We start from the raw sequence: 24,945 nt of genomic DNA, 5'->3' as shown, positions 1-24,945 counted from the left end.
TGATGAACGCTGACCGAATCTTAAAGATTGGGATATATGTCGACTGAGTATTTTCTATATAAAAGAAGAAATAAAACTTAAGTCGATTTTTCGCGATTTTTTTCGTAACAATAAAAAGATTAAGTTACTTATCCTAACATTAAAATGATGAAGCGAACAATCTACTCAATAGCTTTATGGAAACATCGAAGTTACGTTTATCTCCTTAGTAATTTTCCCCACATTAAGCCTTTGCCACTCCCCCACAAAATCCTTATACTTAGGGGCAATTTTTCTCATAAATTCGTGGATGCTACATGAGTCGCGCCATCTCGCACATTGATACATTTCAGGGCTTAATTCTTGCCCTACAAAACTATTGGGCCGAACAAGGCTGCGTCGTACTACAACCTTACGACATGGAAATGGGCGCTGGAACATTCCACACCGCAACATTCTTACGTGCTTTAGGGCCTGAGACTTGGAACGCGGCATACGTTCAACCTTCACGTCGTCCAAAAGATGGCCGCTATGGTGAAAACCCGAACCGTTTGCAACATTACTACCAGTTCCAAGTGGTACTTAAGCCAAACCCAGACAATATCCAACAGCTTTATCTCGATTCTTTAAAAGCAATCGGGATTGATACGCTTACTCACGACATCCGTTTCGTAGAAGACAACTGGGAATCTCCAACTCTTGGTGCGTGGGGCTTAGGTTGGGAAGTTTGGCTTAATGGTATGGAAGTAACTCAGTTCACTTACTTCCAGCAAGTCGGTGGTGTTGAATGTTACCCAGTAACAGGTGAAATCACTTACGGTTTAGAACGTCTTGCAATGTACCTTCAAGGTGTTGACTCGGTATATGACCTAGTTTGGACCAAAGGCCAATTTGGTACTGTAACTTACGGCGACGTATTCCATCAAAATGAAGTTGAGCAATCGACTTATAACTTTGAATACGCTCCAGTTGAAAAACTATTTGAACTATTTGATTTTTACGAATCAGAAGCAAACCGTTTAATCGAAGCAAAACTTTCTCTTCCTGCTTATGAGCAAGTTGTTAAAGCGTCTCATACCTTTAACTTGCTTGATGCACGTGGCGCAATTTCTGTGACTGAGCGTCAACGTTACATTTTACGTGTACGTACTTTAGCGCGTGCTATTGCACAAAGTTATGTACAAGCGCGTGCAGAACTTGGCTTCCCAATGGCAGAACCACATTTACGTGATGAAGTATTGGCACAGTTAAAAGCACAAGCTGAAAGTGAAGCAGTAAAGGCGGAGAAAAACTAATGAGCAAACATACTGTTTTATTCGAACTTGGCTGTGAAGAGCTTCCACCAAAAAGCTTAAAAACGTTACGTGATGCTTTACAGGCAGAAACGGTAAAAGGCTTAAAAGATGCGGGCTTAAACTTCGCATCAATTGAAGCTTATGCAGCGCCACGTCGTTTAGCACTTAAAATTGTAGATATCGATGCTGCTCAAGCTGACACACAAAAACGTTTTGACGGCCCTGCTGTTCAAGCGGCTTACGATGCAGAAGGCAAACCGACTAAAGCACTCGAAGGCTTTATGCGTGGTCAAGGGATTACAGTTGATCAGCTTTCTACTTTCCAAGCAGGTAAAGTCGAAAAAGTTTGCTATTTAAAAGATGTGAAAGGTCAAAGCCTTGACGCTTTACTTCCACAAATTTTACAAACTGCGTTAGACAATTTACCAATTGCTAAGCGTATGCGTTCTGCTGCAAGCCGTACCGAATTTGTACGTCCAGTGAAATGGGTTCTTTTGCTCAAAGACGACCAAATTGTTGACGCAACTATTCAAGATCATAAAGCTGGCAATGTGACTTATGGTCACCGCTTCCATGCACCTGAAGCTGTGACGTTAGCGCATGCAAATGACTACTTAGCTGCTTTAGAAAAAGCTTACGTCGTTGCTAACTTTGAAAAGCGTCAGGCGACCATTCAAGAACAAGTGAAAAAGTTAGCTGATGAAGTAAATGCAACTGCGATTGTTCCAGCGGACTTACTTGACGAAGTAACAAGTCTGGTTGAATGGCCTGTGGCTTTACGTGCAAACTTTGAAGAGCGCTTCCTTGCTGTTCCTCAAGAAGCTCTTATTACAACAATGCAAGACAACCAGAAGTATTTCTGTTTGATCAACGCGGAAGGTAAATTACAGCCTTACTTTATTACTGTTTCAAATATTGAGTCTAAAGATCCGACTCAAATTATTGAAGGTAACGAAAAAGTTGTTCGCCCTCGTTTGTCTGATGCTGAGTTCTTCTTCTTACAAGATCAAAAACAACCACTTGCATCTCGTAAAGAAAAACTAGCAAACATGGTATTCCAAGCACAACTCGGTACGCTTTGGGATAAATCAACACGTATTGCAAAACTTGCAGTTGCATTATCTTCAATTACTGGTGCAAACCCAGTCGATGCTGAAAAAGCTGCATTACTTGCTAAATGCGACTTAACCTCTGAGCTTGTTGGTGAGTTCCCAGAACTTCAAGGTATTGCGGGTACTTACTACGCACGTATTGAAGGTGAAAACACTGAAGTTTCAGAAGCTTTAGGTGAACAATATTTACCAAAATTTGCTGGTGATGTTTTACCAAAAACCAAAACAGGTACAACCATTGCTCTCGCTGACCGTTTAGATACGTTAGTTGGTATTTTCGGTATTGGACAAGCGCCAACAGGTTCTAAAGACCCATTCGCTCTTCGTCGTTCAGCAATTGGTATCTTACGTTTAATCATTGAAAATGAATTAAATGTAACTATTGAAGAGTTAGTGAATCTTGCACTTCAAGGTTATGGCGATATCGTTAAAGACCACGACAAAACTCGCGCTGATGCTGTTGCGTTCTTGGAAGGTCGTTACCGTGCCAAGTATGAAGACCAAGGCGTTGCTGTTGACGTACTTCAAGCAGTTCAAGCACTTGCACCAAAATCTCCACTTGATTTTGACAAGCGTGTAAATGCAGTTAACCACTTCCGCACATTACCTGAAGCGGCTGCACTTGCTGCTGCAAACAAGCGTGTTGCTAATATTCTTGCAAAAGAAGCGGCACCAGAAGGTTCTGTCGTTGAAGCGAACTTGGTTGAAGATGCTGAGAAAGCATTATTTGCTGAGCTTCAAGCAGTGACACCTGTGGTTGAACCACTACTTGCAGCAAAAGACTACACTGCTGCCCTTTCTAAGCTTGCAGCACTTCGTGCGCCGATTGATGCATTCTTTGATGGCGTAATGGTTATGGCGGATGATGCTGACCTGAAAGCAAACCGTTTACGTTTATTGGCTCAGTTGCGTAACTTGTTTACTGCTGTGGCTGATGTGAGTGTATTGCAGGGCTAATTAGCTCATTACTAAATAAAGGGATCTTTTATAGATCCCTTTATTTTTTAAATTAAACAAACACTTTAATTTCTTCTATTGATAGTATCAATCTAAAGATCGTTGAATGATCTATAGCTTATTCGATAGGGCGCCTATTACCCCAATTCATCCACACCAGACTCCCCACAATAATTACTCCACCTAGTAACACCATCATTGATGGTTTTTCATTTAAGAAAAGCACTGCTAAACTCATCGCGACAATCGGTGAGCAATATAAAAAATTCGATGCAATCGTTAATGGCATATTTTTAAGTACATATCCCCACAGTACATAAGCCATCGCACTTGGAAAAATACCCAATAAAACAACCGACATATTGGCTTGCCAAGTAGCATGTAAAATTTCACTAGGCAAATGAGCACTATAAAATAGTAAAGGAATGGTCCCGAACCAAATGATGTAGCACATCATGCTCAATGCATCATAATTTAAGGCAAATTTTTTATATAAATTAAAGTACAGCCCCCATGCAATTGCGGCTAAAACAATCAATAAACTATAAGGACTCGGTACACCAAAACCATGATCTCCACTAACCACTAACACGGCGCCGCCAAGTCCCAATAAAATACATAACCACTGTTTAAAACTGATTTTTTCTTTAAAAACTAAAACTGAAATAATAAAAGTAAATAAAGGAATAGATTGGCTTAAGATGCTGGATGCAACCGCAGTCACATATTGCTGCCCTGTATTTATGAGCAAATGATGTAGCGTTACAGAGAAAAATCCTAATACAGCAAGAGCAGGAACATCCTTCCAATTTAAAGGCTGAATGCCTTTTTTTATGACCAAAAGTAGTAAAAAAAAAGATGCAATCAAAAAACGGAGCAAGGCAATATGCTGCGGTGTATATGAATGCAAGGCACTATGTACACCAATAGGTGAATAGCCCCAACAAAAAACGGTTACAGCAATACATAAATAGAGCTTAAAAGCTGGAGGCTGGGTTTCGGCAGCAAGAGAAATTGCCATGTTAAATCTGCACTAGTGGAATGGAACACTTTCATCATATGCGCATGGATAGTTGAATAAAATTAACTTATATTGAGCTAAATATTCATTAAAAGTGAATGATAAAACATGGATATCGCTCAGTTAAAAATGTTCCAAACTGTGGTTGAATGCGGAACAATGGCTAAGGCATCAATGCAACTGCATTGCGTACCATCCAACATCACAACACGGATTAAACAACTCGAAGAAGAACTGGGTGCACCGTTGTTTTACCGAGAAGGGAAAAGTTTAAAACTCACACCATCTGGAGAAATCTTTCTCGATTATTGCCATAAAATTTTAGCGCTGTGTGATGAAGCAAAACGAAGCATTCATCCAGATGCTCCTCCTTCTGGTCCATTAAAAATTGGCGCTATTGAATCTTCTGCTACGACTCGCCTACCTAATTTGCTAGCGAAATACCATCAACGTTTTCCAGAAGTTTCCATTCAAATTATTACTGGCACATGGAAACAGCTATTACTCGATATTTCTCAGCATAAACTTGATGGTGCGATTGTCGCGGGTAATATTGATTTTCCAATGCTTAATAAACTCAGCATTTACCAAGAAGACATGGTCTTAATTGCATCTCACTCTTTGGGCGAAATTAATTGCCAAGAAGACCTGATTGGCAAAGAAATCTTCATGTGGACTGAAGGCTGTCCTTACCGTGCAGCCCTTGAAGAATGGCTTAAACTTAAGAATATTTCTCTTCCCATCACTAGCATTACCAGCTATGCCACCATTATTGGTTGCGTAAGTGCAGGTTCTGGTGTGGCTTTGGTGCCTAAGAGTATTTATGAGCAATATAAAAATTTAGCCCATATTCAAAGTTATAAGTTTGAATATCTGTCCTTTATGCAAAATCACTTTTTCTGGCACAAAAATGTGAGTAACCATAAAGCTCGAGATATGTTTATAGAATTAATTAAGTCTGAATTTTGTTTATGAGTCATGGGTCTCATTGTTTTACTGCTATTAAATGATGATTTATCGTAATCAAATCGTATGGGTTTTATCTCATTGCAGTACAAGCTTTATTTTTAACAGTAAGATCACCTCTTCATCTTTTGATTCTGGTTGGGGAGATTGATCCATATGAAAACCTTACAAGTGTTATGCGTTGCAAGTTCTATATTGGCTTCATCAACCTTATTTGCAGAAACAACACAGCCACAACAAGTTGTTGAAACAACACCTAAAACACAACCTTATGGTGACAACCCAAGCTTAGGTCGTGTATTACTGTATAAAACAGGAAAAGGCATACAAAATTTAGGAGACTCTATTCAAGGAGCTTCTGAAAAAACTTCAAATAAAATTAGCGAAAAGTGGAAAAATACCAAAGAGTTTACGGCTGAAAAAGCAGAAGTCGTTCAGCAAAAAGCAGATACCGCAAAAGCTTTTACCGAAACAAAAATAGATCAGGCGAAGCAAAATATTACCAGTAGTCGAAACGGTGAAAACATTCCGATAGAGCAAGGCGAGTTAAGCAAATCAAGCACAACAACTAACTAATTTGCTTGGACAGCGCGATAAATTCGCGCTTTTATAAATACATATATTCATCTAGAACTAATGATCATCCACTATAAAAAGCTAGGAATCTGCCTTATGAATAGTCACAAACTACTCTTTTCCACCCTATGCTGCTTGGCATTAACTGCATGTGCAACTTCAGCACCTATCTCTCCTTATTCTCAGGCACAAGTTTTAGAGCAAGATACGAATATTGAAGCTTATCCATCAACTACAGGTAATGTAGCTAAACTTATTAAACAAGATAAGCAAGCTTGCATGATTGAGTTTACGGGATATTTAGGTGGTGGACATGTGACTGAACACTGGATATTTAACGATAAAGGCCTAATTTCAGCTACATCGTTCACTCAACAATACCCTGATGAATCAGGCATATTAAATCAGGCAACAAACTCTACAACCAAAAGCTCAACCACTTTTAATATTCAAGATCCAGAAATTCAGAATAATTTCAAAAAACTCCAAAGCAACTTCAATCCTGCAAATTTAGCAAAGTGTCATTAACTTTTTCATAAAAAGCCCGTTGCAAAAGCTGCCCTTCGCAACGGGTTATAGCTATTTAAAAATTTCTTGGACTTAATTTAAAATTATAAATAAGCGATTTAATTAATGGTTAAACCATTTGTTGCTGCCAGTAAATCAATACGCGGGAAAACCAAGCCCGTTCTTGAGTCAGTAATTGGCTTACCTGTCGTTTTTAAACGGCTGATGGTTTGATCAATACTTTCTGTTGGACTCACACTATTCGCTCGTAATAAAGCAATCGCACCTGCCACATGTGGTGTCGCTTGAGATGTACCACCCATGGTGTAGCCACCTGCCGTAATCATTGCTCCCGGTGCCAACAAAGTCACAAGGCTACCGCCATTACTAAAGCACGCCACTTTGTCTGCTGCTGTTGTCGGGTCAGAACATTTCACCGGATTCCCCCATGACACACCACCAATATTACTATCATAAACAGCCCCCACTCTTACGGCACCAGCAACACAGGCAGGAGATGAAATTCCATCTGAAAATGCATCATTACCTGAAGCTACAACCGGAACCACACCAGCAGCTCGTGCATTGGCAAATGCCGTTCCATAACTGCTATCGCTACACTCCGAGGTATATTTAACACCTGGCACGCCAAGGCTTAAGTTAACTGCTTTAATATTGTAGGTTTGTGCATTATTTACAGCCCAGTTAATCCCCGCGAGAATATCACTATCATAAGCCGTGCTTACCCATTTACCTTGGGATCTGACCTTTCTAAAAACATCAATGCCTATAATTTTGGTCTTGGTGGCAACCTTAGACACAATGCCTGAAACATTACTCCCATGCCCATCATCATCTAAAGTGCCATCATCTGGTGCACTATCAAATGAATAAACAACTCGACAAGTATTGGATGGTGTGTTCACTGCCGTACACCCAAAATCTGAATGTAGATAATTCACCCCTGTATCAATCACTGCCACACTCGAGCCTTCACCAGTGAAACCATTAGTATTTACTTGTGGTTGATTAATTAAAGGTAAACTTTCATTGGTCGTGGTTTGATTAATACGATTTGGATAAACCGCTTTAACATTCGGATCATTGAGCAAAGAGACCAAAGCTTCGCGGTTACTAATCCGATAAAAAGCTAAAGGCAAATTATTGTAGTCCCGAAGTACTTGAACACCACCAGCACGGTTAAACCTTGCCTGAATATTCTTTTTATTTGTAGCAATATAACTACGCCGTTCTAGACCGGAAGGCACACTCGCCGAAGGAATATTGTATTCAACAATTAAATCATTCGAATCATTATTGACTAAGGCATCCAAATCGATTTTGCCCTGAAATACTTTTTGTTTTGCTGCTTGATTTAATCGCTGCTTAGCACCTTTAGAATCTAAAGGAAGAGCGGATGCTGTTGTACTTAAAATCGTACATAGACCTAATAGAAATAACGTTTTACTTTGCATTATTTTTCTCCGTAGTTTTTCAACTAAAAATTTGCTTATTTCGCTTTTATTTCATTTGCTGGATCTTTTTCTGGATCAATCGGTTGAATAGAAAGATCACTTTTCGTGTCATATAAAGGAACGGTATTAACTGCTACCGATTGAGAATGAGTTGAATGTTGAGATAGATTTTTAGGTTGGGTAGGCTCCTTAAGTTTTGAAAGAAAAGACAATGTATTTGGCTGTGGTGAATTCGACTCATGTAAAGCAGAATTGAACACATCAGCTGCACCGCTTGTGGGTTTAAAGTAGAAAACAACGGCGATTAAGCCGACTAATACAAGAAGGGAAGCAATAATTTTCATCTGTAAGATCTCTGTTTTTTTGTTTATAGACATCTATTTTTATTTTTGATTATTCGAAATAAAGTGCTATTTCTTTAGATATATTTCATGTGAAATTTACATTTCATGAAATATATAAACATGAGAAAAGCTAAATTACCTTTTCCCGAATAAGCAAAAATACAGTTCTGCCCTGTACATTTATATTTCTGGCAGAATATGGTTCAAAAAAGTGCTGAAAAAGCACCCTATTCTCATAATAAGCAATTAGCATGCCGTTTCCTCTAATAAATAATGAGAACTACATCACATCTAGAGATATAGGCAAATAGCTTATGAATAATGATAAAAAATTTAGGAGATGGGAGTTAAAAAGCCGTAAGAGGGAAATAGGGCCAGCTTAATTAGAATAACTAAAAAATAAATGTTCTTTTTCACTTTATTATTAATTTTTATTAATCTTCACAATTTATCCCTAGTCTGTTTACTCAATGTAACACTGTTGTAACGTTTTGATGAAGTGAGTTCCCAAGCTCCTATTTCCTTAGCTATGATGCGATTGCGTTTATGAAATACCTCACTAAAGGGTATATTCTTTGAAGGATATCGCAATGAAAATGATGAAAACAGCTATCGTTACTGCAAGTGTTCTTGCTTCTGCCTCTATTTTTGCACAAAGTGCGGGCGTTAATGCAGGTGCTTCTGCTCAAGTAAATGTACAACCGGGTGGTCTTGTTAGTGGCGTAGCCAATACAGTCAAAAATACTGCACACACTGTAGGCAGCACAGCAAAGCATGCGGGCCATGTCGCTGCTGACACTACAGTTAAAGCAACTAAAAAAACAACAGGAAAAGTGACTGAACTTTCTTCTAAAGCTGCAAATGGTACAAAACACTTAGCTACTGAAGCTGCGACAGGTACTAAAAACTTTGCTACCGAAGCTGCAACAGGTACTAAAAATGTAGCGACTAAAGCTGCAAATGGTACTAAGCATTTTGCTACCGAGGCAGTAACAGGTACTAAAGACGTAGCAACTAAAGCTGTAAACGGTACTAAAAATCTAGCAGTTGAAGCTAAAGCTGATACTAAAGCACGTGTTGATGCTGTAAAAACTAAAGTTGCTGAAAAACAAGCTGACCAAAAAGAATTTACTGCTGAAAAACAAGCTAATGCCCAAGCGCACGTAGATGCAGTAAAAACTCGTGTAGCTCAAAACCAAGCTGACCAAAAAGAATTTGTAGCTGACACTAAAGCTGGTGCTCAAGCACAGTTAAATGCAGCTCAACCAGCACATGCTATTAATGCTCAAACTGGTGTAAATGTTGGCGTAAACGTTGCTCCTGTTGGAATTAATGCAAACGCAAATGTAAATGCTGGTGCTGAAACTTCTACTCAAAAAGCTGAAAAGAAATCTTGGATTAAAGGCCTTTTCGGTACTAACTAATTTCTTACAAATAAAAAAGGGCAATCAATTGCCCTTTTTTATTTCTCTAAAATCAATGATTCAGTTTATTTCAGTTAAAACTAAACCCGCACGCAAACCAAGCTTCACATTTGGATTTGGAAATAAAATCCAGACCTGATCTTGCTCAACCACATAATTACCAGAAGGCTGAGTCGCAATGATTTCACCCTTGGTAAAAGTTGAAAAATTTGGGGCCTCAGCCGATAAATTCATCTGAAAATCTTCATCTTTTTTAATTAAAGAATCCGATACATTAAAGATCCGAATTTTTGTTTTATTGCGTGGTGGTAATGCTTGTTCAGAAACTACATTACGAATGACTTCGTCAATTGCAGCAAACTGACTCAGGTCATTTTGTCCAAATGGCAAGGCCTTGCCTAACTCTAAAGTTGCACTCGCAGCTTTAAAATTTTCACTGGTAAAATGTGTAAATGTTTTACCGACCGCATTGTGATAAACCAAAGCATCTAAATCAGCTGCTTCAAGGCTCGCTTTCAAACCTGCATCATAAGCATGCGTTTGGTATGGAAATAAAGCAAAAGTAGGCAATAAAGAAGCACGAATTGCAGTGTGCAAATCATAGTGATAGCGTTTAGCCTCACTTGAGCTTTCCTGAAAGAAAGTCGTGACAACTTGCTCTAAAACCTCAGCACGCTTTGATTCTTCAGTCACGGGTAGATTTTTATATCCACCACAAAACATTCGATTTACATCATCATGCACATAGCGTTTGCCTTGACGCATTGCATAGGGGTTACCCAATACAAACAGCAACCTCACAGCAAGGTTTAAACGTCCTGCAAATAAATCTGTGCAAAGATGAGATAACAATTCAATTGGTGCTGTTTCATTACCATGTACTCCAGCTGACAGTACGACGGCTTTGTCGTACTGTGCGTTTGGCGTACATTCAAGAAGTCCTTCACCCAACCAACGCCAAGAAAAATTATCTTGTTTTCCTTCGCGGGTTTTAGGCTGCTCACCTTGTAAGGTTAATGCTAGAAAATCCTGCATGTCACCTCCTCACTATTTTTGGAAAGGATAAACCGAACCCAAACCTAAAATTTTGGTCAGTTCGTCGAGCGCCATACGGCTTTCCATTAACAAATGCGGATCAGCTAAATCTTCTTGTGCTAAACGATCACGATAATGTTTATCTACCCATTGATTGAGTGTGGCAAACAATTGATCATTCATTAGTACTTTTGGATTTACAGCATTTAACTCAGTTTCGTTTAAAGCTACACGTAAACGTAAGCAAGCCGGACCACCACCATTACGCATACTTTCACGTAAGTCATATACCTGAATAGCATCAATTGGTGTACCCATTTGAATCATATCGTTCAAATAGCCCCACACTGCTGCATTTTGACGAGACTCTTCTGGTACAACAATAGTCATTCCACCATCTGGACGAGTCAAAATCTGGCTATTAAATAAATAGGTCGCTACAGCATCGTCAACCGTAACACGGTTTTCAGGAACTTCAATCGAGATAAAATCTTCACCGATACTTGCCATTTTTTGACGAATTTCAGCAAAAGCCTGATCTTGATTTAAGAATGCATGTTGATGATGGAATAAAACCTGTTGGTTACTTACCGCGATCACATCGTTATGGAATACACCCTGATCAATTACATCCGGATTTTGCTGAACAAAAACTGTATGTGTATCATCCAAACGGTGCAAACGTGCAATTGCTTCACTCGCCTCACGTGTCTGACGAGCTGGATAGCGTTTTGGTCCCGGTAAGCCATTATTTAAATGTTGCTGGCCATAAACAAAAACTTGAACACCGCGCTTAGCATAATCACCACCTAAACGATTGTGATTTGCTGCTCCTTCATCACCAAACAAAGCCACTTGTGGCAAAGCCTCATGATGAACAAAGTGACGTTCATTTTTAAAGATCGCTTGTAAAACTTGGCTTGTAGTTTCGGCTTCAATTGAACGGTGAAACTTATTGTTCAGATTTGCTGCGGTAAAATGCACGCGTTCGTCTTGGCTATCTGCCGAAGGTGAAACAGTTGCCGCATTTGCAGTCCACATCGGTGAAGCTGAGCTTAAAGATGATAATAGTTCTGGTGAATGACGCATTGCTTGAGCAATAACACTAATGTCATCTCCCGTAAAACCTAAACGACGTAACATTGGAACATGTGGGCGCTCATGCGGGACAAGCACACCTTGTTTCATTCCCATGTCAGCTAAGGCTTTCATCTTTAGCAGACCTTGTTTAGCTGCTAATTTTGGATTCGAGGTATTATTACGGTTTTTCGTCGATGCTTCATTACCAAAAGACAACCCCGCATAGTGATGCGTTGGCCCCACTAAACCATCGAAATTTACTTCATATCCTTTCATTTTTTTCTTTCCCTAGTGTTTAAGGCAACACAATCCCTGGAGATAATTTTTCTGGCAAGGTTAAGCTGTCACTTTCAAGTGATGCCATCGGCCAAGCACAATAGTCAGCAGCGTAAAAAGCACTCGCGCGGTGATTACCTGAAGCCCCTACACCACCAAATGGTGCAGCACTTGAAGCACCAGTTAATGGCTTATTCCAATTCACAATACCTGCACGCGCTTCAATGAGTAAGTCATCAAACAGTTCACGCTTTGGAGAAACCAAACCAACCGACAAGCCAAAACGAGTTGCGTTAGCAATTTTTAATGCTTCTTCAAAGTTGTCATAACGTTGAATTGTCGTAAGCGGACCAAAATATTCTTCATCCGGAATATCTTTCACACCTGTAACATCAACAATACCCGGAGTGAGTAATGAGCTGTCTTGTTGTGGACGCGTCATTGGTAATAAACTTTTTGCACCAAGTTCAAGTAACTTTTGTTGAGCATTCATCATGTTTGTTGCAGCAACCGACGAGATAACGCCACCCATAAATGGTTGTTGTTCATCATTCCAACGACCAACTTTTAGGTTTTTAGCAACTTCAACAAAACGTTGAATAAATGCATCACCTTCAGCACCATTTTTCACCAAGATGCGACGTGCACATGTACAACGCTGACCTGCCGAAACAAAAGCAGATTGAATAGCAAGATTCACTACTGCATCGACATCAACAATTTCATCAATAATCAATGCATTATTGCCGCCCATTTCAAGCGCAAGAATTTTTTCGGGTGCACCTGCCATTTGTTTATGCAAGTGGTAACCGGTGTTTGCACTTCCGGTAAACAATAAACCATCAATTTCATGTGAGGCAGCTAATGCTTCGCCCGTGGTACGACCACCTTGAACTAAGTTCATCACACCATTTGGTAGGCCAGCTTGCTGCCAAAGTTTTACAGTTTCTTCAGCAGTCCAAGGTGTTAATTCACTTGGTTTAAATACAACTGTGTTACCAGCCAACAAGGCAGGAACAATATGCCCATTTGGTAAATGACCCGGGAAGTTATATGGACCAAAAACTGCAAGTACACCATGCGGACGGTGACGTAAAGAGGCTACACCATCGGCCATTTCAGTTGAGCTTTCGCCTGTACGCTGATGATAAGCACGAATTGAAATCGCAACCTTACCAATCATTGACTGAACTTCAGTTAAGGTTTCCCAAAATGGCTTGCTGGTTTCTTGGCTAATGACCTCTGCTAAATGCTTTTTATTTTCTTCAAGCAAAGCCGCAAATTTTTCAACAATTGCTACACGCTCTGCAAGTGGTAAACGTGCCCATGCTGGAAATGCAGTACGCGCTGCCTGACACGCTTGCTCTACATCAGCAGCAGTTGCTTCAGCACCTGACCATACAGTTTGGTTATCAACTGGATTTGTCTTTTCAAATGTTGTGCCGTTGCCTTGTAACCATACACCGTTAATAAATAAAGAGTTTGACATCAGGATACTTCCATTGGATTTAGTGATAACACACGAACAACGTGACCTTCTTGTACACCGAGTTTTTCAGCTTGTTCATGCGTTAAATTTATAGTGTTATCAACAAGATCAAGCTTCAACAACATTGCCTTATAGTCATGATAATTATCATTAGCAATGAGATATTGGGTCTTACCGACCACAGCTTCACTTGTAATTTTGACGTTTAATAATTGACTTTCTTTTACTGCACGCAACTCATCAATATTGGCTTCAATGGTTGGTCCCGCATCAAAAATATCGACATATCCTTGATAACGTAAGCCTTCCGACTCAAGCACATGATAAGCAGGCAATGTTTGTGGATGCATTTTTCCAATCACCTCTTGCGCATCTTTTGGCAAGAGATCTACATAGACCGGAAAACGTGGCATAAGCTCTGCAATAAATACTTTCTGCCCGATTCCACTCAAATAGTCTGCTGTTGAGAAATCCATATTAAAGAAATGGTGACCAATCGCATCCCAAAATGGAGAACATCCATTTTCGTCTGAGAAACCACGCATTTCAGCAATTAATTTTTTCTCGAAATATTGTTTAAAGGCAGCAATAAACATAAAACGGATTTTCGATAAGAATTTACCGTTTTGATTTTCACGACGCTCTGGGTCTAAAAATAATGTACAGAGTTCGCTACTACCTGTTCGGTCATTACTTAAAAATAAAGTAGGTAGTGACTTATAAACATTTAATGCTTTTGAAGCGTGCACCTGAGTACCAACATGAAAGTTGTACCAAGGTTCAATGAGCCCTACAGCGACTTCAATTGCACTTAATCCAATAACACGTTGTGCTTCTGTATCTTCAAGAACAAACAGATAGCCTTGTTCACTTTTATGGACATTGCCATTTAAAGTATTGCGAGTACGTGAAATTCGAGCCGAAAGTGTATCCATATTTTGTGGCAAGGAAGTCAGGCCTACACCCGACTTACCCGCTAATTTATAAATATCTTCAAGGTCTCGAAACTCGGCATGACGGACGATCATCATGGCTAGCTTTCCTTTTTCTTATTTAGCCAACTTTGCCAATGCTCTTTTTAAACGAGCAATCCCTTCATCAATATCTTGTTCAGGAATAATCAGAGACGGTGTAAAACGAACTACATTCGGGCCTGCAATTAAAGCAAGTAAACCTTCTTCACCCGCCCAAGTCGTAATATCTTTAGCTTTCCCTGCATATTCAGCTTTTAATTCACAACCAATCAGTAAACCTTGGCCACGAATTTCTTCAAAAATCTGATGCTCAGCATTTAATTTATTTAATGCGTCAAGGAAATATTGATGGCGGTGCTTTACCCCTTCAAGTACTTCAGGCGTATTAATAAATTCAAATACTGCACCCGCAACCGCACTTGCTAGCGGGTTACCACCATAAGTCGTGCCATGTGTACCTACTGAAAAATGTGGGGCAAACTTATCGGTTGTTAACATTGCACCGACTGGAAAACCGCCGCCCAATGCTTTTGCAGTGGTTAACACATCTGGAATAACACCAGAGTTCATGTAGGCATAAAGTGCACCAGTACGGCCAACACCCGTTTGTACTTCATCAAAAATCAGTAAGGCACCGAACTCATCACACAGTGCACGCAAACCTTTTAAAAATTCAATGTCAGCAGGAATAACGCCGCCTTCACCTTGGATTGGCTCAACAATAACAGCACATGTTTGCTCATTAATTACTGCTTTTGCAGCTTCTAAATCATTAAAGGCAACATGGTTGATGCCATTTGGGAGTGGTGCAAAGTCTTGTGAATATTTAGGTTGACCACCTGCCGAAACGGTAAATAAGGTACGACCGTGGAACGCATTGTTAAATGCAACGATGCCACTTTTGCCAGCTACACCACTGTCTAAACCAACTTTACGAGCCAATTTTAATGCAGCCTCGTTCGCTTCTGCACCTGAGTTACAGAAGAATACTTTATCTGCAAAAGTGTTTTCGGTGAGTTGTTTTGCAAGACGTAGAACAGGTTCATTGGTATAACCGTTACCAACGTGCCAAAGTTTTGTTGCTTGTTCTGTTAAAGCATTTACTGCCACTGGATGCGCATGACCTAATGCGTTTACTGCAATCCCGCCTGCAAAATCGATATATTCTTTATTTTCTTGATCCCAAATACGTGAACCTTCACCACGTACCGGAATGAAATTTGCCGGTGCAAAAACTGGAACCATCCAGTCGTTAAAGTTGCTTCGAGTTACAGAAATTGGCTGTTCCATGCTTACCTCAGTATTTATTTAATATATTCGATAATACTTAAATTTGAATCATTGAGAAAAAGGGAGTGAGCAAATAAACCCTATAACATCCTTTATATTTGCTCAAACCACTTTTTCTAAAGTAATTTCCGCAGATTAGCCTGGGAAAATACCGCGCTCTTTACGAGCTTTTAAGATACGCTCACATGCCAAGATGTAAGCTGCTGTACGTAAAGTACAAGCGTTGCTGTTTGCTGTATTCCAAACGTCGTCCATAGCTTGAACCATCAATTTGTCTAAACGCTCATTGATTTCTTCTTCAGTCCAGAAGTAGCTCGCCATGTCTTGGACCCATTCGAAGTAACTTACAGTTACACCGCCGGCGTTACATACAACGTCAGGAACGACAACAATGCCACGCTCAACTAAAACGTCTTCAGCTTTAGGATAAGTCGGGCCGTTTGCGCCTTCTAAAATCAACTTAGCTTTAAGTTTTTGCGCACGTTCAACAGTGATTTGGCCTTCCAATGCAGCAGGAACAATAATGTCAACTTCAGCTGTCCAGAAATCTTCGTCAGCAATTGATTGAGCACCAGCAAAGCCACCAACACCTTGGTTTGCATTTACGTGATCACGTAATGCTTCAAGATCAATACCATCAGCATTGAAAATTGTGCCCGTGTGGTCTTGAACGTGTGTAACTTTAGCTTTTGATTCAACAAATAAGAAAGCTGCTTCACTACCTACGTTACCAAAACCTTGAATAGCGATTTTCGCACCTTCAATTGGTAAATTGATTTTCGCAGCTACTTCACGGCCTGTAACAAATACGCCACGACCAGTCGCTTTTACACGACCTAAAGAACCACCTAAGTGAACTGGTTTACCAGTTACAACACCTGTTACTGTGTAACCTTGGCTTGTAGAATAAGTATCCATCATCCAACCCATGATATTGGCATTTGTACCAACGTCTGGAGCAGGGATATCTTTTTGAGGCCCGATAATGTGACCAATTTCAGTCGTATAACGACGAGTCAAACGCTCTAATTCACGATTAGACAATTTACGTGGATCAACACGAATACCACCTTTCGCACCGCCAAATGGCAAGTTCAAAACAGCAGTTTTAATTGTCATCCATGCAGACAACGCCATCACTTCATTCAAGTCAACATTTGGATGATAACGAACACCACCTTTACCAGGACCACGAGACAAGTTGTGTTGTACACGGTAGCCTTCAAAGTGCTGAATAGATCCGTCATCCATCACGATTGGCACGTCTACAATAAGTGCACGTTTTGGACGTTTTAAAGTGTCGATAAACTCGGCTAAGTGGTCTAAGTACGGAGCAACACGGTCAATTTGTGCCAAGTAAGTTTGCCATGCATCGCTGTGTTCGTTTACGTATGAAAGATCTGACATCTTTTTTCCTATATACCTTCATAGACTCAGAATTGATAAATCTGCAGTCTTTATTATTCAGCAACCAAAGCCTTGAAATAACAATGCTTTAGTTTATTTACTAAATCTTTTGCCCTTCTAAAGCATCAGATTTTTTAAATTCCATTTGTTGATACTAAAAGTATGATCTACTTTTATATATCGATATCTTTTACAAGCTTTCTTTCGTTTAACTTACTGTTTATAAAGCTATCTTTATAAAAGCAAAGTTTAACCACAACCCACTTAATCCAGTCGGCTGAAATATAAGTACAAAAGAAATGACATAACCGTTTGGGAGTTAAAAAGAACGATGATTTATCGAAAAACCATGTGTCCATAAAAATTATTTTGACTAATCGATAGATCCCTCCATTAGTCTTTTTAGAAATAAACATTGTTCAATAATGCTACAGATTAATTATCTCTACAGATACTGCTTAAAATTAAGCCGAAACATAGCTATAAAATCTTCTAATAAATATAGCATAGAGCGCACTCATTTAGAACATTTTAAAATAAATAAGCAGAGAAAAAATAATCAATTCACACTGTTTCTTATAATAATAAAACAACAAATATTAAAAAAACCTTAACTTTGATAAAAATTTTTTATAGAAAACAAATAACCATAAATATAAAAAATGATATAAATTTAAACTATAAATAACAATAACTTAAAAATTAGATATCTATAAAAACCCATCAAAAAATTATGTATTCTCTACATTAAATCTATATTAAGTCCATTTCCAATTCATAATCTATAAAACCCTAAATTTCTCATTATTAAATAATCAGATGAAACATAGACTTAATCAATGAGTTATAATAAATAAATATTAATAAGAATCCGATAAATGGTAATTTCATAAAACAATATTTGTTTCTATGATTAAAATTAAAAAAACATTTTTAAAAAAAATATATAAATTTTACTTTCAAAGTTTCTTCTCAGCCATAAAAAAGGCCCCATATAGGGACCCTAAAACTACATTTCTGTGTGCATATAAGCTTAGCTCCGCACTTCATCTTTGTTTCGATAAAAAACGAAATAACTTAGATAACACAGAAGAATAAAAATAATGCAACAGATAAAACCAACTTGCATGGATGGATCAAACACCATACTTATACAGGTAACGATACAGAACAGCCCACCTACAATTGGAGTAAGAGGGAAAAGAGGTGCGGCGAAACGTAAATCTTTTGCTGTTTTACCTGACTTATACCATTGTCTACGGAAGTTAAATTGTGAAACACAAATCGCAATCCAAACCACAACCATTGTAAAAGCTGCAACCCCCAATAAATTCTTAAAAATTGTTTCTGGTGCAAATTGTTCTGAAAGTAATCCAGGAATTGCACCAAACATAGTTACAGTAATGGCAACAATAGGTGTTCCTGAAGGAGTAAGTTTAGAAAAGATTTTTGGTAATTGATTTTTTGCTGACAGTGACCACATCATACGTGAAGCAGCAAACAAACCAGAATTTGCAGCAGATAGTAAAGCCGTAATAATTACAAAGCGAATAATGTCTTCTGCGTAGGGAATCCCAATATAATTAAATACTGTCACAAAAGGGCTATTACTTACTTCATTCGCGCTAAGACCTGCAAGTTGATACGGTAGTAATGAACTAATTACTACAATCGTACCCACAAAGAAAATCAGTAATCGCCAAATTGCTGCATTAATTGCTTTAGGAACTGTCTGTGCTGGATTTTCAGCCTCCCCAGCCGCTACTCCAATTAATTCTGTACCGGAAAAAGCAAAGTTAACAATAAGCATGGTGGCAAAAATTGGGAAGAGACCATTTGGAAACCAACCGTGAGCCGTCAAGTTGCTAAATAATGGTGCCGTTTCATGTCCGTGATAAGGAATAAAACCAAAAATTGCCAGTAAACCCAATCCAATGAAACAGATGATGGTGATAACTTTGACGAGTGCTAACCAAAATTCAGACTCGGCAAATAATCGAGTTGAACTAATATTAAGGAAAAAAACTAAGGCACCAAAAAAAAGAGTCCAAGCCCATACTGAGGTAGAAGGAAACCACTCCTGAACCAGTAAAGCCGCAGCGGTAAACTCAGTTCCTAAAGTTGCAGTCCAAGTTAACCAATAGAGCCAAGTAATCATATAGCCCGTACCCGGACCGATATAACGACGAGCGTATTCCCCAAAAGAACCTGATTCGGGCACATGGACCGCCAGCTCACCAAGACATAACATCACGGTATAGGCAATTAAACCGCCCAAAAAATAAGAAATAATTGCGCCAATTGGGCCTGCTTGGGAAATTACATCACCAGACCCTAAAAAAAGACCTGTACCTATGGCACCGCCAAGGGAGATCATCACCAAATGTCGAGTACTCATTGCTCGTTTCAAAGGTGCAGAACTTCCATGTTGCGATGCATCATTATTCCGATAATTTAATGATTGCATATAAAAAACTGTAACGACAATTTAGTAAAAAATCATTTTAGGAGAAAAAAATAAATATGCAATTATCTTTAAGGAGTGGATTTATTTTAACCACGCCTCTTGTATCAAAAACAAATAATATTTAAAAACAATTATTTAAGATTTTTTATAGTTATAACTGTATTTTAATTAACCTTATATTATTTCCAAAATTTATATATATTAAAAACCCATTTATTTTCAAATATAATATTTATATGCATGGCTGGTCATGGCTAATTTTAATACAGAGAATATGTACATAATAAACACACTATTTATTTAAATAATGAGTTTTAAAATAATATACAAATAAGTTTATAAAAAAATTTTTTTTAAGCAAAAAATAAAGCTCAAACTTTCAGGTTTGAGCTTTATTTAAGCGCTATAACTTTTTAATAGCTAATTGGAGTCAATTGTTCTGTAGGCTGGATTGAACCTTCTGTAAATTCACACAACCCTTGTTCATCACAAGACAAATTTAGTTGCTTATAGCTAATTGAAAAAGAGTCAGAATATTTTTTGACTACAAACGGACTCATATCCGACGTTAAAGGCTCTTCACTCTTGAACAATTTAATGATTTTACGATCATTCATAGCTAACAAATAAATTTCATTATTTAATTCAATATGTACTACACCTGTGTGCTCAGCCACAATTGGAACCAAATAAGATTTATTCACCAGCAGAGTATCTACTGCATAGCTTTCAAACTTTGAATTAATGAGGTTGAATACCAGAACTGAACCAAAGCTGGTCTGCAAACCTTCTTTATAATTTGCTGCTTCCTGAATTCGCTGTACTTTAATACCCAACTTTTGAAAGTCTAGCTCCGTTGCTTGCTTACTCTTTATCAGGCTACGTGTAATAGCCTGTTTAAGTGGGTTATCAAAATAACGTTCATCGAGCTGAAAATCGTTCTGACGCAATATTTTTAACAACATTTCGTCATGATGGGTAAGAACATGCGCAAGTACATTACGGAAGTAAAATTTACTTTGCTTTTTGACCTTACGAACCTGCTGATAAAAATAGATTTCATCAAATTCATGTTCAATAAAATCATGCAATAAGCTTGAACTTGCCAATACAGACAATGCTTCATGACCAGTAAATGGCAAATGAATCGTATGTAAGTTTGGTAACAACTCTTTTATTTTTAAATAATGTTCACGGTCAACCGAGAAATATGGATCATAAACAATTACGTATTCACGCGCTGCATCCACATCTTGCGACTGGATTTGCATGTCTTTATTTGCCACAGCATCAAAAAACTCAGCATAGCGTCGATCTTCAACCTGCTCAGGATCAATTGAATATTGAGGCACAAATGCAATCACACGGTTCATATTCAATAAATTAGAATATTTAATTGCTGCATAGCCGCCCATTGAACCGCCATAACCCACAATATTTTTAAAGCCTTCTAAAATAGGCGAAATCGCTTTTGCCAGCTCAATCATGCTCGCTTGAGGAAACCATGATTTTTGTTTTGGCATTACCCCAATAACATTATAATGGTATTTAATTAGGGACTTTTCAGCATTGATAGATAAGCCACTCGCTCGGGTAATCAAATCGCCAAAAGAGAGAACCAATGTATTAGAATCGCCTGGTAAAAAAATGGCTCTAATGTGTTCGTCTTCAAAAATAATTTGCTTATCCATGCTCACACCGAAAGAAAATTTACTCCCACATACAACGTCAAAAATGAAACAAAATAGGTGTTTTGCCAATTTATGATTGCGGAGTATCTTATTTTATAGATGCCAGTCAGATTAAAAAGCGCAAAATATGACACAATCCTTACATCCTGCCGCTCAAAAAGGCTTCAGTTCAGCTGCTGAACTATATCAGCAAGTTAGACCCAATTATCCCGCAGAAATAGTAAGTTGGCTGCAAAATTGCCTACAAATACAGGAAAACTCTACTGTTATTGATCTTGGATCGGGTACTGGCAAATTCTTACCCTACTTAAAACAAACACATGCAGATGTTATTGCAGTTGAGCCAATTGGCGAGATGTTACAGCAGCTCCAACAAGTTTATCCTGATATCAAAACATTACAGGCTTTTAGCAATTCAATTCCTGTAGCAGGCCATATAATTGATGCCATTATTTGTGCGCAATCTTTTCACTGGTTTGATAACCTTAATACCTTAACAGAAATGTATAGAGTCTTAAAACCGCAAGGACATTTAGGACTCGTTTGGAATCAACGCGACGAACGTACGGACTGGGTAAAAGCCTTAGCTGATTTTTTACTCCCACTTGAAGGAGACACGCCGCGTTACCATAGTGAAAAGTGGAAACGTGTGTTTGAACAACAAGATTTATTCGTATTTGATAGCCTACAAACATTTACACAGTCACAACATGGTCCTGTCGAACAAGTCGTAAGTAAACGTTTACTCTCTACGAGTTTTATTGCTGCAATGACTGAAAAAGATCAGTTACAACTCAAAGCACAGTTTGAAAAAATTGTTTATGATTTTACGGGATTAGGTCCTCAAGATCAGATTGATTTTCCATATGTTACGTATGCATATCACTTTCAGAAAAGTACGTTAGCCGTTAAATAATTAGTGAATAGGTTTGGTTGAAAGTTATGAAGAAGAAAACACCTCAAATCATATTAATGTCTTTGCTTTGCTCTGGCCTATTTCTTACTGCCTGTAAAAAAGCGGATGAGCCTGCTAAGACGGAGCAACCTTCTGCCACCTCGTCTACCGATCAGGTTTTAGAAAAACTAAATGAAAGACCTGTTAAGACATTTCCTGCCACTGCTGATGACGCACACGATATTGCGCTATTAGAAGATTATGACCGTCGCTTTACAGAAATGAGTGACGAGATGGAAAGCGAACTAGCAAAAATGCATGAAGCTGGAACTCTGACTACAGAGTTTGAGCAACAACGTACTCTTGATAATGTACGCTCTTCTCTGACCATGTTAAAAGATTTAGATTTAAAAACTGAGCAAGGCCGTTACATTCAGGGTTTATTTTATCAATATTGGGAAAACCAAGAAAAACATTTGAGTGATAAGCAAGCCAATAACGATGAACAGATCAACGATCTTGCTGACTATTTACAAGCGCAAAATCAATTGAAATATTGGAAAGCATCGCAGCAGAAATAAATATTAAATTTCTTATAAAAAGCCTTCATCAATATGAAGGCTTTTTTCAAATTATATATTTTGTTTTTCAACCCAATGAATTGCCTGAACGCGGAATAATTCACATGCTCCATCGCCCGTATCAGTTGGCGTAAGCGATGATTTCCAGACTAAATTTTTATCCTTAATTTCGACAAGGTCACCTTTAAGATAGACCAGATCACCACGTTTAACGTGTTTAATCTGCTCTGCAATTTTCGGGTTTGCAGGAATGATGTGCATGTTAGACACCATTTGCATTGCTTGCTCTGCTGGAACAGGTAATTTAGGAATTTTCCAGTTTAAATAACGGTCATATTGTTTCACTGAAATATGACGTGCAATTTCAGGTTGTGCAAACAATCCCCAACTTACTGCATAGTCGATAGGAGAAAACTTAGCTTGTTCATCATTTTGATAAACTTTTGAGCCCAAGATTCTGAAATTTCCTTGAAAAGGTTGTAATACAGAAATAGATTGATCTTTTTCTATGGGACTCAAACCATTGGCAATATTATATTCACTTGAGGTCGATGCAAATGCTGAACTCATGCCAATAGCAGCTAAAAAGCCCATCATCAAACGTTGTTTTTTCATCGCGTTACACCTCAAATATTGCTAGATCAAAGTGAATAGATCTTCAATTTATAATAGCTTTAAGCGATGAAAAAAATATCGAAATTTAGTAACAATACAGATCAATTTCGTCTATTTTTGTGCTGAATTAAACAGCTTATTAGTCTTCAAAATCTATTCTCAAAGTTTCAAAACGAACTCTACCTTGTTGGACCGCTTGTGCAATCGCCTGTTGCCCCTTCGTGAGCCTAGCCCCACCGCTTTTTACATCGAGTAGAATAATATTAATGTCTTCTGCTGTCCCATCACCATCTCGAAAATCGGTGTATCCATCAAAGATAATATAGTCCACTGGATCACCCATGAATTTTGCATCACTGGGTAAATATTGAAATTCAGGTAAAACCGGGGCAAATTGTTCTGCCATTTTTCCTTTTAACACTGCACGGCTTGTATTTACACTTCTCTTTTGTGCTTGTGTGAGAGCTTGTTGATGCTCTAGTTCAAGTTCAGCAATATATTGCTCATATTCAGCCTTAATTCGTCCATTGCGAGTGTTTGATAAAATAAGAGTAGTGATAATGATGCCAATTCCAGCACCAATAAGCATGGCAAGCCATACAGACATAAACTTTCCTTAAAAAGTGCGAATTAAGATTACAGATCTAATCATATCTAAAATAACGAAACAGCTTAAACTTTTGTCAAATGCGGTCATCTCCTTCACACAAAAAGATGCTAAGGTATAAAACATAAACAAATGTGCTGCTGAAAATAACTGGATTTATGAAAACGATACTTATTGCAAATCAAAAGGGCGGATGCGGAAAAACCATGACGGCCATTACGTTGGCAACAGCATTGGCACAAAAAGGATATAAAGTAGCATTAGCAGATTCGGACAATCAAAAATCGGCTTTACAGTGGTTAAAACAGCGCCCTAATACTGTCGCAAGAATTCAAAGCCTTGACTGGCGTCATGAAAAATCAATTGGTGATGCACCCAAAAATCTGGATTATTTAATTATTGATGCGCCTGGTGCACTTTCAGGTGAGCATGCTGAACAACTGATTAGTGAAGCTCATGCCATTATTACTCCACTTCAGCCTTCCTTTTTTGATATAGACAGCACGCGTCGTTTTTTAAAGCATTTACAAGACATTAAACGTATTCGTAAAGGCAAAGTACAGATTTTACTGCTTGCAAATCGAGTCAAACCTAACAGTGCCAGTTCAAAAGATATTCAACAGTTTTTTGAAAAAATTGAACAAGAACCTGTTGCCTGGATTGCAGAACGCAGTGCGTATGGCAGCTTGGCAATGCAGGGTTTAAGCATTTTCGACAAGCCTCAAAAAAACTTTATTAGTATCCAAAATCAATGGCAACCAGTTCTAAATAAATTAATTGAGGATAAAGCTGAGTGGTTTTAAAGGAATTTAAGCACGGAAACTGAATGTATAAGGTTCTTTACAGTAAAGCCTTAAAATTTGCCTCAGGTTATTTTTCAGT

General features: G+C 38.4%; 22 protein-coding genes. 9 read left to right on the top strand and 13 right to left on the bottom strand.

The features are described from left to right. The first annotated feature begins 296 nt into the window (after positions 1–296). Positions 297–1,274: a glycine--tRNA ligase subunit alpha gene (glyQ, locus tag SOI81_RS01815; protein WP_239975661.1), complete on the top strand. Its 978-nt coding sequence runs from the start codon at positions 297–299 to the stop codon at positions 1,272–1,274. Then, complete coding sequence (gene glyS / locus SOI81_RS01810) at positions 1,274–3,343, top strand: glycine--tRNA ligase subunit beta (RefSeq protein ID WP_320541163.1); 2,070 nt, start codon at positions 1,274–1,276, stop codon at positions 3,341–3,343. The genes glyQ and glyS overlap by 1 nt, the downstream gene beginning before the upstream one ends. A 118-nt stretch (positions 3,344–3,461) precedes the next feature. Here the strand turns inward: glyS and ydfC are convergent, their stop codons facing one another. Continuing rightward, a complete protein-coding gene (gene ydfC / locus SOI81_RS01805) occupies positions 3,462–4,364 on the bottom strand; it encodes a DMT family transporter (protein ID WP_320541162.1) in 903 nt (300 codons plus the stop codon). Between the two features lie 108 nt (positions 4,365–4,472). Between ydfC and ilvY the strand changes: the two genes are divergently transcribed. The 3 genes from ilvY to SOI81_RS01790 all read left to right on the top strand — a co-directional run bounded on the left by ilvY (position 4,473) and on the right by SOI81_RS01790 (position 6,434). Continuing rightward, positions 4,473–5,339 carry a LysR family transcriptional regulator gene (gene ilvY, locus SOI81_RS01800; protein WP_320149576.1) on the top strand — a complete coding sequence of 289 codons (867 nt, stop codon included), beginning with the start codon at positions 4,473–4,475 and terminating at the stop codon, positions 5,337–5,339. A 147-nt stretch (positions 5,340–5,486) separates the two neighbouring features. Beyond that, positions 5,487–5,906: a hypothetical protein gene (locus SOI81_RS01795; RefSeq protein ID WP_239975657.1), complete on the top strand. Its 420-nt coding sequence runs from the start codon at positions 5,487–5,489 to the stop codon at positions 5,904–5,906. 96 nt (positions 5,907–6,002) lie between these two features. Next, positions 6,003–6,434: a hypothetical protein gene (locus SOI81_RS01790; protein ID WP_239975656.1), complete on the top strand. Its 432-nt coding sequence runs from the start codon at positions 6,003–6,005 to the stop codon at positions 6,432–6,434. 98 nt (positions 6,435–6,532) lie between these two features. Here SOI81_RS01790 and SOI81_RS01785 read toward each other — a convergent pair whose 3' ends face one another. Together SOI81_RS01785 and SOI81_RS01780 are read right to left on the bottom strand one after the other, a co-directional pair. Next, entirely contained in the window at positions 6,533–7,888 is a 1,356-nt protein-coding gene (locus SOI81_RS01785; protein ID WP_320541161.1) for a S8 family peptidase, read from the bottom strand. A gap of 35 nt (positions 7,889–7,923) precedes the next feature. Beyond that, positions 7,924–8,232 carry a hypothetical protein gene (locus SOI81_RS01780; protein ID WP_320541160.1) on the bottom strand — a complete coding sequence of 103 codons (309 nt, stop codon included), beginning with the start codon at positions 8,230–8,232 and terminating at the stop codon, positions 7,924–7,926. Positions 8,233–8,822: 590 nt separating this feature from the next. Between SOI81_RS01780 and SOI81_RS01775 the strand changes: the two genes are divergently transcribed. Further along, positions 8,823–9,656 carry a hypothetical protein gene (locus SOI81_RS01775; RefSeq protein WP_320541159.1) on the top strand — a complete coding sequence of 278 codons (834 nt, stop codon included), beginning with the start codon at positions 8,823–8,825 and terminating at the stop codon, positions 9,654–9,656. Positions 9,657–9,716: 60 nt separating this feature from the next. On the opposite strand, the gene astE is transcribed toward SOI81_RS01775, so the two are convergent. From astE to SOI81_RS01735, 8 genes are all read right to left on the bottom strand, one after another. Then, complete coding sequence (gene astE / locus SOI81_RS01770; RefSeq protein WP_320541158.1) at positions 9,717–10,691, bottom strand: succinylglutamate desuccinylase; 975 nt, start codon at positions 10,689–10,691, stop codon at positions 9,717–9,719. Positions 10,692–10,703: 12 nt separating this feature from the next. Further along, positions 10,704–12,047 (bottom strand): N-succinylarginine dihydrolase, encoded by a 1,344-nt coding sequence (astB, locus tag SOI81_RS01765; protein WP_320541157.1) that lies wholly within the window; start codon positions 12,045–12,047, stop codon positions 10,704–10,706. 19 nt (positions 12,048–12,066) lie between these two features. Further along, positions 12,067–13,536, bottom strand: coding sequence for a succinylglutamate-semialdehyde dehydrogenase (gene astD, locus SOI81_RS01760; RefSeq protein ID WP_016142930.1), 1,470 nt, complete (start codon positions 13,534–13,536; stop codon positions 12,067–12,069). Then, the gene (astA, locus tag SOI81_RS01755; protein WP_032052634.1) at positions 13,536–14,567 is read right to left on the bottom strand and encodes an arginine N-succinyltransferase; all 1,032 of its coding nucleotides are present in this window, start codon (positions 14,565–14,567) and stop codon (positions 13,536–13,538) included. Before astA ends, astD begins: the two co-directional genes overlap by 1 nt. Before the next feature lie 18 nt (positions 14,568–14,585). Next, positions 14,586–15,800, bottom strand: a complete 1,215-nt coding sequence (astC, locus tag SOI81_RS01750; RefSeq protein ID WP_320541156.1) for an aspartate aminotransferase family protein — start codon at positions 15,798–15,800, stop codon at positions 14,586–14,588. Between the two features lie 135 nt (positions 15,801–15,935). Then, entirely contained in the window at positions 15,936–17,207 is a 1,272-nt protein-coding gene (locus tag SOI81_RS01745; protein WP_032054674.1) for a Glu/Leu/Phe/Val family dehydrogenase, read from the bottom strand. A 1,033-nt stretch (positions 17,208–18,240) separates the two neighbouring features. Next, on the bottom strand, positions 18,241–19,674 hold the full coding sequence (locus SOI81_RS01740; protein ID WP_016142926.1) for an amino acid permease: 1,434 nt from the start codon (positions 19,672–19,674) through the stop codon (positions 18,241–18,243). Positions 19,675–20,087: 413 nt separating this feature from the next. Continuing rightward, the gene (locus SOI81_RS01735) at positions 20,088–21,365 is read right to left on the bottom strand and encodes a hypothetical protein (protein WP_320541155.1); all 1,278 of its coding nucleotides are present in this window, start codon (positions 21,363–21,365) and stop codon (positions 20,088–20,090) included. A 127-nt stretch (positions 21,366–21,492) separates the two neighbouring features. Between SOI81_RS01735 and SOI81_RS01730 the strand changes: the two genes are divergently transcribed. Continuing rightward, entirely contained in the window at positions 21,493–22,281 is a 789-nt protein-coding gene (locus tag SOI81_RS01730; protein WP_320541154.1) for a class I SAM-dependent methyltransferase, read from the top strand. 26 nt (positions 22,282–22,307) lie between these two features. After that, positions 22,308–22,841 carry a hypothetical protein gene (locus SOI81_RS01725; RefSeq protein ID WP_320541153.1) on the top strand — a complete coding sequence of 178 codons (534 nt, stop codon included), beginning with the start codon at positions 22,308–22,310 and terminating at the stop codon, positions 22,839–22,841. 51 nt (positions 22,842–22,892) lie between these two features. Here SOI81_RS01725 and SOI81_RS01720 read toward each other — a convergent pair whose 3' ends face one another. Together SOI81_RS01720 and SOI81_RS01715 are read right to left on the bottom strand one after the other, a co-directional pair. Beyond that, complete coding sequence (locus SOI81_RS01720; RefSeq protein ID WP_239967079.1) at positions 22,893–23,456, bottom strand: hypothetical protein; 564 nt, start codon at positions 23,454–23,456, stop codon at positions 22,893–22,895. A gap of 139 nt (positions 23,457–23,595) precedes the next feature. Beyond that, positions 23,596–24,063 (bottom strand): Holliday junction resolvase-like protein, encoded by a 468-nt coding sequence (locus tag SOI81_RS01715; RefSeq protein WP_016142921.1) that lies wholly within the window; start codon positions 24,061–24,063, stop codon positions 23,596–23,598. Positions 24,064–24,221: 158 nt separating this feature from the next. Here SOI81_RS01715 and parA point away from each other — a divergent pair, with 158 nt between their 5' ends. Next, entirely contained in the window at positions 24,222–24,866 is a 645-nt protein-coding gene (parA, locus tag SOI81_RS01710) for a ParA family protein (RefSeq protein ID WP_262446187.1), read from the top strand. Positions 24,867–24,945 lie beyond the last annotated feature (79 nt).

Source organism: Acinetobacter pittii (assembly GCF_034067285.1).
Taxonomy (GTDB): domain Bacteria; phylum Pseudomonadota; class Gammaproteobacteria; order Pseudomonadales; family Moraxellaceae; genus Acinetobacter; species Acinetobacter pittii_E.
This window is presented reverse-complemented; position numbering and strand designations above follow the sequence as displayed.